Below are 13,151 nucleotides of genomic sequence, written 5' to 3' on the forward strand. Positions count from 1 at the left end.
CTTCCCCCTGAGATGTGGACACCAGTTCCTATGCGGCGGTGGCCAGCGTAGCCGACCGCTGTTCGTACTCGATCGGGCAGATCTGACCGAGAGTGGAGTGCCTCCTTCTGGTGTTGTAACGAGTGACCCAACGGAACACCGCAGCGCGCGCCTCACCCGCACTGTTCCAGCGTTTCTTGCCCTGCAGCGTCTCCCGCTTCAACGTCGCGTTGAACGACTCCGCAGCAGCGTTGTCCGCGCTCGTTCCGACCGCACCCCGCGATCTCGTGACACCCAACTCACGGCACACGTCGGCGAACTCCGCCGAGGCGTACTGAGCCCCGTTGTCGGAGTGAAAGACAGCCCCGACGAGGCCGTCGGCACCGCGCACGGCCGCGGCGGCCCGCAGCGCGTCGGTGACCAGCTCGGTACGCATGTGGTCGGCGATCGACCACCCCGCCAGCAGTTTCGAATGCAGATCCAACACCGTTGCCAGATAAAGAAATTGCCCGTCCCCGATGGGGAGGTACGTGATGTCGCCGACATACCGGGTGTTCGGTGCGCTCGCGGTGAAGTCCCGCCGGATCAGGTCTGGCACTGCGACCGCGTCCGGGTCGGGGACGGTGGTGCGGACCGTCTTGCGCAGATGCACGCCGACGATCCCGTGCTCGCGCATCACCCGTTCGACCCGCTTGTGATTGACTTCGAGCCCGGCATCGCGCAGCTCGGCGGTCACCCGTGGGGACCCGTAGGTGCCGTCGGAGTCGTCGTGGATCCCGCGGATCCGCTCGGCCAGCTCCTGGTCGGCGCGGGCGCGTTCGGCGCGGGCCGCCGCTGCGGCCCGCCACCGGTAGAACCCGGATCGGGAGACCTCGAGGATCTGGCACAGCCACTTCACCGAAACGGTGTCGCGGTGGTCGTCGACGAACTGAAAGCGGCTCACCAGTTCGTCTCGCCCGCGAAATACTTCGCGGCTTTGCGCAGGATCTCCCGTTCGGTCTCGAGCTTCCGGATCTGGGCCTTGAGCTGCCTGTTCTCCTCCTCCAACACGGACTCGGACGATACCTCGCCAGCAGGCGCCGGCTTGCGGTCCCGGTCGGCGGTCCCGGACACACCGCTGCGTTTGCGTTCGGCGTGTACCCAGTTGCGCAGCGTTTCCCGGCTGACACCCAGATCTTGGCCGATGCCGTCGAAGGTATGGCTCGGGTCGGACAGGTACAGCGCGACGGCATCGGCCTTGAACTCCGCCGAGTATGCCTTCATCACCATCAGTGACATCTCTTCCTCTGGATCCTCACGACCCAGTGTTCAGGATGTCCACACTCAAGGGGGAACCCCCTATCTCCGGTTCTCCCACCACGTTGCGCGCCCCAAATCGGCGAATACCGGCGTCGATGTCCAACTCGCCTTGGCGGCGACGGACCGTTCGCTGGCTCTGTAGCCCGACGAACACGGCGAGGTCGGTCATGAGTGCTCGATCCCGAAGCTGGCCGTCTGGTAACTGGTCGAGTGCCGTGAGCGTGTGTTTGGCGTCGTTTTCCACGTGCGACATGTGAATCTCGAACCACAAGTCCGGCACGTTCTCCGGATCGACGTCATCGGCGGAGATCTGGTAGAACCACGGCTCGTTTGCGATGGAGTCAGGATTGCGCAGCTCCGATTCCGACGTGTCGATGTCCGTCATACGGACCAGACGTGACGACCCATCTGCGGGCGACCATCGGCGTAGGTACATCTGGGGAACGTGATGATGCCTGCGCGGCCGATCCTTGGCCTGGCGCGCGATCTCCTTTGACCGCTCAATCTCGACATCCAGTAACCACCGATGGTCGATACGCATCAGGACAGGTTAGGTCGTCAGCCCGACATCGCTCACGTTCGTCGTGGAGAAGCGACCCGCGATCATCGGTGGCATGCCCAACCCTGTCCTGGCCATCGACGTCGGAGCGTGCACGCTCGCCGCGGCCGTCCGTGACGCCAGTGGCCGTGTGACCCCACTTGTGATCGATGGCACCACCACCCCGCTGGCACGGCTGGTCGTGCAGGCCGGGCAACCTCGGCCGGCCCGAGACGGTGACCCGGTGACGCTGGCGCAGCTCGGGCCGCTGGTCGACCGCCTCGACGTGCCATCCCTCGTCATTGACGGGGTGTCCTGGTCGATCGAAGCGCTGACCGGGCTGCTGCTGCGCCCCGTGCTGGAGGCCGCCATCAACGAACTCGGGACGACCCCGAAGATCGTGATCGTCGTCCCCTCCACGTGGGCACCCGAGCTGCAGCGCCGTTTTCAGCGGATCGTGCATGCTGCGCTGACCCGCACAGTCACCCTCATCCCGTCCGACAAGGCCCTCGCCTACGCCCTTCCCACGCTGCCGGTCGGCGCCGGGGTCATCGCCGTCGACTGCGGAGCCACCGATCTGTCAGCGATTGCCGTCATCGGTGGTGAGCGCGGCCCGCGGATCATCGGACGTGCTCAATCCGACAGCGGCGGAGACATCTTCGACCGATTCCTCCTCGCCAACGCTCTCACCGACGCCGGATTCCCGGACCAGGCGCTCGATGCCCGCTGGGGATTCGCCGGCGTCCCTCGGATACGCGCTGCCCGAGAAGCACTCGCGGACCACGACGCCGTCACCGTCCACCTGCCGCGGCCCGTCGGACGGATCACGCTGTCCGAGCAGGAAGTCGACGCAACCGGCGACCGCTACTTCGCCACCCAGTTCAGCGACCTACTCACGAGGCTCGACGAGAAGGCCACCGAGCCGATCAGTCACCGGGTGATGCTGTGCGGTGGATTGGCCTACGACCCGGCCGTGCCCGCAGCAGCTCGGGTGCACGGCCCGGTGAAGGTGATGGCGAATCCCCAGCACGTGCTGTGCCGCGGTGCCCTCGCCTTCGATGCCGCACCCGTCGACAGCACGACGGACCCCGGTCCGCGCCCGCTCACCGAACCCGACACGGACACCGACGAACCCGTACCCGGGGGAATCTCCAAGCGCACCCTCGCCTTCTTCGGTGGTGTGGGCGCGAGCGCCGTGGTCATCGCTGTCGCGGGCGGATTGGCACTGTCGGCAGCGATGACCGGCGCACCGGACCTGCGTGAGCCGGACCTGCCGAACGTCGCGGCATCGGTCCTCCCGGCTGACCAGTCGATCACCGGGGCGAGCCTGCGGTCATGGTCGGACGGCGTCGACACGATCGACGCGACCACCCGAAGCCTGTCCGGCACCGACGTTCGGTCGCTGGCGTGCGGTGGCACCAGGCAGGCGGCAGGCGCCGAGGCAGATGGGATGCGGTGGCAGTCCTCGCGGATCTTCGTCTCGGACGACACTGCCGCCGATGCCGGTGCCGGCGCGAGGGCAACGTCCTGGGACAGTTTCGACCACTCAGCCACGACAAACGTCATCGTCACCGCATCGATTGTCGGGCGCGACGACCGCGAATCGGTATGGCAGGACATCAGCGCGAGCAACCAGCGCTGCCCGTCCACCAAGGACGACCTTGTGCGGACCATCGTCGTCATTCCCCAGACCGGACCGGACCCCGGGCCGCCGAGTTACGCCCAGGAGTTGCCGGTGGCCTCGACGTCCCGCACCCCGGCCACGACACCGGCGACCACTACACGGGCACCGCAAGGGGGAGTGACCATGAGTACCCAACGGCAGGCCTGGCGCGGGCTCACCCCGGCGAGCGTCTCCGGGTCCGGCGCCGACATGCACGTGACCTGCGTCCTCGACATCGACGGCGTGGTTCTCAAACGCTCCTGCGCCACCGCCGAGGACTCCGGCACCGCAGACCATCTCGCGCAGCAGGCGGCAGCTGCGTTCAACCCGGCCCCGGAGATCACGCGATGACCCGGCCCGACCACGGCAAGGCGCTGACTGCGGCCGCACGAGTCGATGTGCAGGTCGTCCAGCTCGCGCCGCCGGTGCTCATCCGCCGCGCGATCGCGCATTACAACGCCCGCCTCGCGCCCGGCAAGCGGCCGGCCGAGACAACCTCGAGCGAGGCGTTCCTCAAACGACTGTGCGTGAATTGGCTGCGGCACACCGGATCGAACTACGACGCCCACCGCAACGGTGTACGCAGCAGCGGTGGGCAACAGCTGTCCGAGACCGCCGGTACGGTCATCAAGAAGCGGGTACTCACCCAGATCGCCCGCACCTACCCCTGGCTGGCCGAGGAAGCCCACCGCCAATACCGCGAACTCGACCGACCGGCCCGGCGCTGACTGGTAGGCCGCGTGCGTAAGGTGCCCAAAATATTCCGCATCGCCGGGACGGCGCACCGGTGAGCCTTCACGGTTGAGTCATCTGTTCGATTCGCGTGGCAACAACACGCCGTCGTAGGCGGCTACGAATGACCCCTCGGGGTGCCGTGCTAACATGGGTCTCATCATGATCAGCCCGTTGCCGCAAGGCGCGGGCTGATTTTCTGTCCAAGGAATCTCATGGTGGAGTACACGAAGCCCTGGCTGTCTCTCGAACAACAGGTCGAGCAGCTGGCGAGCAGCGGAGTCGACGTGGTCGACCGAGGCCGAGCGGCTGAACTCCTGAAAGCGGTCGGTTACTACCGGCTCACCGGCTACCTCTACCCGTTTCGGAAGTCCGAACAGTATCGGAGCGACGATAACCGCACGCGCACCCGCGTGCTCAGCGGTTATCGGCCAGACACGACCTTGCGCCACGCCAAGTCGATCATCGACTTCGACCGGCAGCTGCGCATGCTTGTGATGGATGGCATCGAACGCATCGAGGTCGCGGTACGGATGAGGATTGGTTACGTGCTCGGTCGCACTTCGGCCTTTGCTCACACAGACCCGGCCAGCTTCACAGAAACGTTCACGCGTGAAGGTACCAATCCCGCCACGGGAGAGCCGACGCCCAGTTCTCATGCGAGATGGCTACAGCGAGTCGATGAGCGGCGGGCCAAGTCCGACGAGCGGTTCGTCGCCCACTTCCGGGAGAAGTATGACGACCGGATGCCGGTCTGGGCGCTCACCGAGATCCTCGAACTGGGCCAGCTCTCCGTCCTTTACAGAGGATTGCGCCAGCAGGACGCCGAAGAAATCGCTCTGGCGTTCGGAGTACCGACCAAGAAGCTCATGGTCAGTTGGCTCGCCAGCTTGAACTACGTGCGGAACGTAGCAGCGCACCACGCTCGCCTGTTCAACCGGAAGCTCCAGCACGCTCCAGCGCGACCTAAGGTAGGGCTTGTGCCGCTCCTTGACCACCTCCGGGATGAGGAGACCGCCAAAGATGTCTTCGGTACGTACAACGCACTCGCAGTGATCGCCTACCTCCTCCCGTCGATCGAGGCAAAGACGCAGTGGCACCGACAGCTCGCAGCGCTGCTGCAGACGTTTCCGACGTCACACGTGCTGTCGATCCGCTCAATGGGGGTCCCTCCAGGGTGGGAGTCGCTCGACCTTTGGCGTTCATGATGGGCGACCGATTCAGGCGGTGATCGCTTCCAGGAGCGGCTTCGTCCGAATCGTGGGGCATGATCTGGCACGAGCAAGCCTGTAGCGCTCGGTTCGTGTGCTTTCGGGTCTGGATCTGCAGGTCAACAGCAGATGGACGGCGTCGTCGCGAACGCACGAAGTGGATAACCCCATGGTTACCGTCGTCACCACCATGACCGCCCCACACACCATCGCCGCCGCAGCGATCGCTGGTGCCGCCGTGACCGGAGCCGCCGTGACTGGAGCCGCGGTCGGATGGGTCCTCATGCGCGTGGTTTACCGCTTGGACCGCTTCGCCGCACCAGACGGTGTCGGTGATCCCGTTTGGTCCCTCACGTGGACAAACGCCAGCTTCCCGTTCACTCTGGTTGTCCTGGTCGTCGTCGGCTTCACCGTGCTGTTCGCCGTACTCGCCGCCGCAGTAGTGCTCGCCTACCAGGCGAGCACCCGAGACCTCGCCCGCCAGCGACGCATCCTCGCCGTCGGCACAACTACCCCGCTTCTCAGGCGTCCGAACGGCGAGGACTCTGTCCAACCTCCGAATCGAGGAGTCCACCCACGATGAACGTTCACGTGCTCCCCACCTGGGACGCCCGACTCGCCGCTGCCAGCGCGGTCACCGACCACGCAGACGCGGTCGCGTGGCTTCGGAATCGCCTTGCAGCCGCGCTCCGCTCCCATGTCGAGGTGGACCTGGCTGCGGCCTGGAATCCGTCTCTGCAGCCCACCGGTGTGCGCTTGGCTGCCTGGCTCGATCATTCCTACGGCTACGTCGCCGCCGTGCCCGCCGGCGACCTCGCTGCTGGCGCGGAGATGCCGATGGTCAGCCAGTGGCTTACCGATCGAGCCGATCGACTGGCCGAGGTACCACTGCTCATCGCCTCACCGGCCGCAGGCGCTGTTGCGCTCGCGGCCGCGCAGGCGCTGATCGGCGACGACGTCGCTGCGCTCGGTGTGCAGGCCGCGGCGCTGCCGTATCCGGATGCGTACCTGACCTTCTCTGCTCCGTTCACGGTCACCGCCGACGGTGACGACGCCGCAGCCGAGACCATCCACGCTCTGAGCTGGTGGCCCGACGGGGGAGGATTCCGCGTCGCCGACTGGATCTCGACCTACGACACCCTCACCGGCGACGAGGCAGGCCGCGCGGACGCCGCTGCCCGCGCGTACGGGGGCGCGACCCTGCCCGCTCTGATGCTCGACACTGAGCGACTGCACCCGCAGGTGTGGACGGCACCCGAGACGGCCGATCCACACGAGACCGAGGGCCAGTTCAGCTTCGACGTTCCGGTGTACGACCCTCAGGGTGATCTGTTCGCCCGGTTGGTGCTCGTAGCGCGGAACCTCATCGCCGCGGGGATCCTCCACACCTCCATTGAGCGGGTCCGACCTCCCGGTTCGACAGTGCACGTCACCCGTACGCCGGTCGTCGTGCTGCGCACCGACGATGATGATCGGCACGTGAGCCAGCTGGCCGCGCACGGATCGTCAGTCGCGATGCGCCGACGCCGCCCAGGATCCGACTTGTACTGGGGAGACGCGGTTCTCGGCTGAACCGCTACCAGTGGGTGGGCGGAGCAGGGGAGACCGTTCAGTGCCGGTGGTCGGCGCCGACCGTATGCAGCAACGAATGGACGGTCGCATCAACCAACCGGTGCCGCATCAGCCGACCCTGCCGTGTCGCCTCGACCCATCCCTGCTCCCGTAACAGCCGCAGCGCCTGTGACAATGCAGTCGGCCGTATACCGACCGCGTCGGCCAGGTCGCAGGCGCACAAGTCCGGGTCGTGATGCAACCGGTGCAGGATCCGCAGCCGATTCGGATCGGCCAGCAGATCGAACCGCCGAGCCCACTGCTGGAGAACCGGCTGTCCGCGCATCGGTGTCACTGTGGGAGTGGGCATCGGCGGGTTCCTCCAACGATCGTCAGGTCAACGCCGCACCACGCTAGCGCCGGAGTTCACCACCAGCCGACACCCGCTGCAACACCACCGACGAAAATGCGGACGCTCAGACATGTTCCGCCCCAAACCGCTTCCACAGAGGATCGAATGACCAACACCGCTGCAGCGCACCGAGACCGCGTCGTCGAGATCTACCGTGACGACACCGCACATGTCGTGGCTTACGCGGGCACCGCCTACCACCTCACCCCGTGCTGCGACGCCTCCGCTAAAGGCTCGATGGACAGCATCGTGTGCCGGTCCTGCTACCAACAGGTCTCCCCGATGTATGGGATGGGATGGACGCTCGCCGACGACAAGGACTGGGCACGGTTCCGAGCTCATATGCTCGCCGAGTACCCAGCCTCGGCGCAGAGTCCGGACGAACGCCGCGCAGTCGCCCTGTAACCCCTACCCGGGACACCGGCAGCCGGATACCGAATTCCGCCACGATGGTCGGGCAGGATCAGGCCATGGCACCGACCGATCTGAGCACCGTCGAACCACCCCAGACATGCTTGACGTGGGTGAAATCCGCTAATCCCCGCGAGGTCATCCTCGACCACGCGATCACGGTCAATCTGACCTGGTGGAACGACGCCCTGCATGAACGTGACCTTCCTGGAGGACCCGTCATCGGACGTCACAGCGCAGGACAACGCATCGACCAGGGCAGGGCTGTCATCACCCGGGGTGACCTCTTCGGGCTCGCTGCCGCCTCATCGGGTTCTCCCACCGATACCCTCGCTCTGCTGTGGCACACACTCGCCTGGGGTGCTGGCGGGAAGGTGCGGCAGGTTCTCAACCGGATGGATTCGGTCGCCCGGGACCGCTCCGCTGCTGCCCTGGCGTTGCGCACGGCCGCCCAGTCGTCTCACCGCGACCCCGAGAGTGCCTACGACACTCTCTACCCGCGAGGCACCCCCGCGATCGCCCATCTGGGCCCGGCTTTCTTCACCAAGTACCTGTACTTCGCCGGTGCCGGGGCGCCGGATCACCCATCGTTGATCCTCGACAGCCGCGTTGCGTCCGCTCTGGTCGACATCGGGTGGACCTCGTTGCATCCCGAGGGTGGTTGGCCGGCCGAGACGTACCAGCGGTACTGCTCCCTGCTCGCTCGGTGGGCGCAGGAGACAGGCAATTTGCGCCCGGATTTGTTCGAACGGTGGTTGTTCGACAGTTCGAGCGGCTTCTGACCGCGTGGTTCGCTTGGAAGTCAGCGAATGTAAACCCAGTGGCCGTTGGAGCCTTGCTGTTTTCGGCATCGGAGGTGTAGGCGCTGTCCACCAAGCTGCTGATCGGGATCGCGCCGGTTGAACGACTCACCGGCCGACCGGCAGGGAGTCCACGCTGAACAACGCCTCGTCGACACCGGACCTACAAGCCGGCCGCCATCCTCCGGACCAATCGGTGTTCGAGGCGAACGAGAACTACGCTGACGCGCTCTTGATCGACTACCTTTCGTAGGAACCGTCGAGTGACGGTGCCACCTGGATGCGCGGAAGGAACAACACATGGAGCCCGTGGTTGGTCAATACACGGCGCTGTCAAACCGCGTTGACAACCTACGGACACGGCATCGGAAACTGCATCAAGAGCCAGTAGCGAGTGACAAGTTCGAGGTTCTGCAAAAGCAACTGCGACAAGACATCTCCCAGATGGTCGGGCAGCTCAGTGTCTTGGCCGACGGTGAACATCGATTCCAAGTACTCCTTGACCAAAGTCAGTCACTGTTGGTCGCTCTCGACCGGATGGCACCGGGAACGACCACCCGCACGAGATCGAAGCCGCCGAGCCGTTCGAACACAGGCACCACTACCGGACCTACTTCGACGACGACACGTACCCAGAAAGTGTCGAAGAATAAGAAAACGTCACAACAAGGTGCGAAATCCAAACCGGTGTCGGACCCCAACGGGAAGGGCCGAGAAGCACCGAACAGTAACGCGAAGACGCCCCGGGTGTCGCCGAAACCGACTGAGACGTTCCTCGTTACAGAGGAACTCTTGGAGCTGTCGCTCGCGTTGACTCCTGACCCCTTGACTGTCGTCGGGATCGATAAGGCAACGGGAAAGAAGATCGTCCGGTTGGTAGACATGGGCCCTACTACTCCGAGACCGAAGAGTCGAGGTGGAGGCAGATCAAGAGCGAAAGGTACAAGTGTCTGGGCGATGTCTGGAGGGCTCTTTTAGAGCGGACGTCGGAGAACGCATCAGGAAGTGGCGGACTTCGAACCAACATCAAGTTTCCGAAATGTTCGGGTCCCGACTCGACAGTACGCAGTACGTCGCGACCTGTGTTGCTGTCCATCGGCGCCACCGCTGTTGTGGTGAATGAGCCGGTCATTCCCGAGACATCGAGTGTCTCGGCCGGCCAACTGCGCGCCGCCGCGCGATGCGCCGCAGTATCCGCCTGAACCCAAGGTCAGCCGTCCGTCGGCGCAGCCTTCGTTTCGAGCATTCGATACGCCGGGTTGAGCGCAGAGGCGGAGCGGGTCTCCTTCCCTGCACCCTTCGTGTACCGCTGGGTCGTTGTCATCGCCTCATGCCCGAGCAGCCTCATCAGCGTGTAGACGCTCACGTTCTGATCGGCGAGGGTTGTCGCGAACGTGTGCCGGAGTTGGTGCACCAGAGCACCCTTCGCGCGCTGTCCGTTGATCCCGGCCCGGCGATACGCTCGCTCGACCCGGTATTGGATCGTCGGGCCGGTGATGCGCTCACCGTCGGCGCCGACGAACAGTGCATCCTTGGCGCGAAGTCTCCGCCACGGCGAGTCAGTGGGCGAGGACCGGGCCTTGCCGCTGCCGGGGAACCGCTGCAGCCGAGACTCGAGGTAGTCGGTGAGAACGTCCACGAGCGGGGCCTCGGCTGTGAGCACGCGTTCCTTGTTGCCCTTGCCGCGCACGGTGATGGCCTTCGTCCGACCGGTCGCGTCGACATCGCGCAGGTCACCGACATTCATCACGACCAGCTCCGAAAGCCGGCAGCCGGTGAGCAGCGCAGTGAAGACGATCGCGAGGTCCCGTTCCTGCCAGGCATGCGAGTTCTGCTCGTCGTCCTCGGTTAGTGTCGAGAGGAGATGCTGGACCGCATCCTGGTCGAACGACTTCGGGACAGTCTTCTCGGCCCTGGGGCGCAGCACGGCCGCCATCGGGTTCGCCTCGATGATGTCCGAGGTGAACAGGTAGTCGCACAGGTTGTTCCACGTCGACCAGCAACGCCGAATCGACGCAGCCGAGTGATCGGCGGCGAAGTCAGCGAACGCACCACGCATCCGAGCCTTGTCAATGACGTCGCAGCCGAGCTGGTCGACGGTGGCACCTGCCGTGGTAGCCAGGCGGACAGCGATCGCAGCGAAATCCTGCCGGTAGGCCTTGATCGTGTGCTCAGACAGCTTCGCCGTGCTGCGGTAGACCAGGAACTCCTCGAAGCGAGAGGCGAGCATGGTTCGTTTCTTCATCCGAATCACCTCCGGCAGTGGGTCCGGCCATCCACAAGTCACAGTGCGCATGGTTGCGCAGCCATGTGGGACGGCGGCTAGTCGACGAGCTTCTTGGCGGCAATGATGCGAGTGGCTCGGGCGTGGATAGCCGAGTTGTCCTCGCCGTACAGAGCTTCAAGCGCGACTTCGATGAACTCGGCCATGTCGAGTACGTCCTCTGCGCTGATTGCCGTAGATGCGGAGTGTGTTCCTTCGTTGCCGACATACTTCACGGCAAGGAGCAATGCACCCTCAACTGGATGTGTCTGCTTGAAGATCTCAAGCCTTCGATGAAGTGAGAGGTTCCGTCCGTCGGGACCTGACACTGGCATGCCCTGTTCATCCATCAAGCGCTCAAGGCTGATTCGAAGCGCTGTCACGGCGAGGCGAGGCTCGAACCAAACAACGGATGCGGCCCGCGACAACTCCGCCGCTACAGCGTGCGGTGTCGCTGAAGGAGGAGTGAGGATGTCAATCGCCGGATAGGCGGTCCGAAGTCTCAGTATCTGGACCCAGGAGGTTGCGGAGTGTGGATCGTCGGCTGGGTCAACAGCAAAATCGCCTCCAACTGCGACCCAATCACGGCAGGACGAACTCGTGCACTCGAGTCGTCCGTGGAAGACCCCCGTGATTCCGATGGGGTCGTGCCAACCCGCGCTAGCGCTGTTCCCGTGCTCCTGCATGGTGATGTTCGCCGGCCGGGCAATCAGCCTGCCCTTCTTGCAACTTGGGCAGATAGGCATAGGCCAGTCTGTTGCGTCGAAGTAGTTGACCAGCAGGCGCACGCTGTCGTCCATGAGTTCCAATCTCTTGCATCGCGGCGGTGGTCAGCGGCGGCGGGGAAGATGCGGTCGGCGCAACCAGCCTTGCTAGATAATACCTGTTATCTAGTAGACTGTCGCGGCTAAGTGTTGGGATATAGGTGGCGGCGGCGGTGTGAATCGCCACCGCAGTTGCCAATTTGCCAGATAGTTGGCACAGCGCCACAAGGTTCGTCGTCACGATCGACCAGATCCGCAAAGTTGTGACGCGAGATCCTGGAAAGTCGCCCGCACGCGCTCTATCCTGCCCGAACACCTACGGTTGGCCAATGCAGGGCAGCCCCCCATGTTGCCACCGTCCCGCTCGTTAGGGTCGTCGTATCGGGATCCCGACCGCCGTGAGCACAGGTACCAGTTCTGGATGAAGGCTGATCTGCTCGTCGAGATCGACCTGTGCAAGGAATTTGGCAAGCCGATCAGGGGGCAAACGACAGATCAGTTGACGGTCGCGTTCGGTGAGACCCAAGCGCTCGTCCAACGAACTCGGAATCCACAGCAGCTCGGCCTGCCCATTCTCGGCATTGACTTGATCCACGATCTCTTGAACATCGCGACCGGATTTGCGCTCGGCCTCGTCCTGTTCGAGGACCGCCACGAACGGCAGAGGGTGACCAGCTAGCTGGAGCATCGCGTCGATTGTCCGCGCCATGTTCATCGGACCAGCGGTATTCATGAGTTGCACTGGCTCCGTAGCGTTGCGGTCGTCGCGCAGGTACTCGAATACACGCTCCTCGAAGCGTCCTTCGACGAAGACAATCCTCGGTCGTGGCCTGGCGATCTCCCCCTGGCTTGCAGCAGCGAGTACCTTGTCGAGTTGGAGGTACGGGGTGCCTGATTCCGCCGCGGCGCGAACCTTGAAGCGGATCGCGTCCGCGATGTCGATTCGTTCGTCGACCACGAAGTTGATGTCGGAGTCGTCAAAAAGTACGAGGTTGAGGTCTTTACCTACGAGCAATGCCTGAACTGCGTCCGTGCTGTAGCCACTCATGCTGAAAAACAGGCCGACAGTGCCGGTCAGCTTTCCTTCGACCTTGCCCTTGAACTGGTAGAGACTCGAGGCTGGATGGGCTGCGGACGTCCACTTGGCCTCGAACAAGTACGTCCTGCCATCCAGCCAGATTGAACCATCGATCTCCTCTCCTGTCGGGCGATAACTCCTTCGGGGCTGAAGACCAGCCTCGCTGAACATTTCGATGAGCGCGGCTTCGAACTCACGGCCCCGGTCGGCCGTCTCCGCGTTCGATGCGCTAGGCGGAAGCCCACACGCGGTCGTGAACCATGTCCTCCACCCGCCGGCGGCAGCAACTGCCTCGCTGGCTCTGCTCATTGCACACCAAGCCTGGTCGGTGTATCGACTCCGGACAATCTCGTCTGTTCTCGTAAACCCACCGCCCAATTCTCGGTGTCGGCTGTGCAGCGTGCGCGACCGGGTCAGAGAAGATAGTCGTGCTGGTCGTCGCGTTCGGGT

The 13,151-nt window shown here is 64.3% G+C and carries 14 protein-coding genes; 7 read left to right on the plus strand and 7 right to left on the minus strand.

Going from position 1 to position 13,151, the window contains the following annotated elements:
* Window positions 1-28: 28 nt before the first annotated feature.
* Together RZ1_RS28195 and RZ1_RS28205 are read right to left on the minus strand one after the other, a co-directional pair.
* A protein-coding gene (locus tag RZ1_RS28195) for an IS3 family transposase (RefSeq protein WP_139282046.1) occupies window positions 29-1,248 on the minus strand; the annotation gives its coding sequence in 2 pieces (ribosomal slippage) (window positions 29-939 and window positions 939-1,248; 1,221 coding nt in all).
* Between the two features lie 25 nt (window positions 1,249-1,273).
* Window positions 1,274-1,819: a DUF4238 domain-containing protein gene (locus RZ1_RS28205; protein ID WP_072816131.1), complete on the minus strand. Its 546-nt coding sequence runs from the start codon at window positions 1,817-1,819 to the stop codon at window positions 1,274-1,276.
* Between the two features lie 73 nt (window positions 1,820-1,892).
* Between RZ1_RS28205 and RZ1_RS28210 the strand changes: the two genes are divergently transcribed.
* From RZ1_RS28210 to RZ1_RS28230, 5 genes are all read left to right on the plus strand, one after another.
* Window positions 1,893-3,830 carry a hypothetical protein gene (locus tag RZ1_RS28210; RefSeq protein ID WP_139282044.1) on the plus strand — a complete coding sequence of 646 codons (1,938 nt, stop codon included), beginning with the start codon at window positions 1,893-1,895 and terminating at the stop codon, window positions 3,828-3,830.
* Window positions 3,827-4,207: a hypothetical protein gene (locus RZ1_RS28215; RefSeq protein WP_072816135.1), complete on the plus strand. Its 381-nt coding sequence runs from the start codon at window positions 3,827-3,829 to the stop codon at window positions 4,205-4,207. The genes RZ1_RS28210 and RZ1_RS28215 overlap by 4 nt, the downstream gene beginning before the upstream one ends.
* A gap of 219 nt (window positions 4,208-4,426) precedes the next feature.
* Window positions 4,427-5,419 carry an Abi family protein gene (locus RZ1_RS28220; protein ID WP_072816136.1) on the plus strand — a complete coding sequence of 331 codons (993 nt, stop codon included), beginning with the start codon at window positions 4,427-4,429 and terminating at the stop codon, window positions 5,417-5,419.
* Window positions 5,420-5,612: 193 nt separating this feature from the next.
* Window positions 5,613-6,005, plus strand: a complete 393-nt coding sequence (locus RZ1_RS28225; protein WP_169918158.1) for a hypothetical protein — start codon at window positions 5,613-5,615, stop codon at window positions 6,003-6,005.
* Window positions 6,002-6,994 (plus strand): hypothetical protein, encoded by a 993-nt coding sequence (locus tag RZ1_RS28230; RefSeq protein ID WP_072816139.1) that lies wholly within the window; start codon window positions 6,002-6,004, stop codon window positions 6,992-6,994. Before RZ1_RS28225 ends, RZ1_RS28230 begins: the two co-directional genes overlap by 4 nt.
* A 37-nt stretch (window positions 6,995-7,031) precedes the next feature.
* Here the strand turns inward: RZ1_RS28230 and RZ1_RS28235 are convergent, their stop codons facing one another.
* On the minus strand, window positions 7,032-7,343 hold the full coding sequence (locus RZ1_RS28235) for an ArsR/SmtB family transcription factor (RefSeq protein WP_072816141.1): 312 nt from the start codon (window positions 7,341-7,343) through the stop codon (window positions 7,032-7,034).
* A gap of 147 nt (window positions 7,344-7,490) precedes the next feature.
* On the opposite strand from RZ1_RS28235, the gene RZ1_RS28240 reads away from it, so the two are divergent.
* Entirely contained in the window at window positions 7,491-7,790 is a 300-nt protein-coding gene (locus tag RZ1_RS28240; RefSeq protein ID WP_072816142.1) for a hypothetical protein, read from the plus strand.
* 65 nt (window positions 7,791-7,855) lie between these two features.
* Window positions 7,856-8,578, plus strand: a complete 723-nt coding sequence (locus RZ1_RS28245; RefSeq protein WP_072816150.1) for an 8-oxoguanine DNA glycosylase OGG fold protein — start codon at window positions 7,856-7,858, stop codon at window positions 8,576-8,578.
* Window positions 8,579-9,105: 527 nt separating this feature from the next.
* On the opposite strand, the gene RZ1_RS30285 is transcribed toward RZ1_RS28245, so the two are convergent.
* From RZ1_RS30285 to RZ1_RS28260, 4 genes are all read right to left on the minus strand, one after another.
* A complete protein-coding gene (locus RZ1_RS30285; RefSeq protein ID WP_139282045.1) occupies window positions 9,106-9,480 on the minus strand; it encodes a hypothetical protein in 375 nt (124 codons plus the stop codon).
* Between the two features lie 326 nt (window positions 9,481-9,806).
* Window positions 9,807-10,841: a tyrosine-type recombinase/integrase gene (locus RZ1_RS28250; protein ID WP_072816144.1), complete on the minus strand. Its 1,035-nt coding sequence runs from the start codon at window positions 10,839-10,841 to the stop codon at window positions 9,807-9,809.
* A 77-nt stretch (window positions 10,842-10,918) separates the two neighbouring features.
* Entirely contained in the window at window positions 10,919-11,659 is a 741-nt protein-coding gene (locus RZ1_RS28255; protein ID WP_072816145.1) for a DUF4145 domain-containing protein, read from the minus strand.
* Window positions 11,660-11,990: 331 nt separating this feature from the next.
* A complete protein-coding gene (locus tag RZ1_RS28260) occupies window positions 11,991-13,010 on the minus strand; it encodes a restriction endonuclease (protein ID WP_072816147.1) in 1,020 nt (339 codons plus the stop codon).
* Window positions 13,011-13,151: the final 141 nt, after the last annotated feature.

This window comes from Rhodococcus zopfii NBRC 100606 = JCM 9919, from assembly GCF_001895025.1.
Lineage (GTDB): Bacteria > Actinomycetota > Actinomycetes > Mycobacteriales > Mycobacteriaceae > Rhodococcus > Rhodococcus zopfii.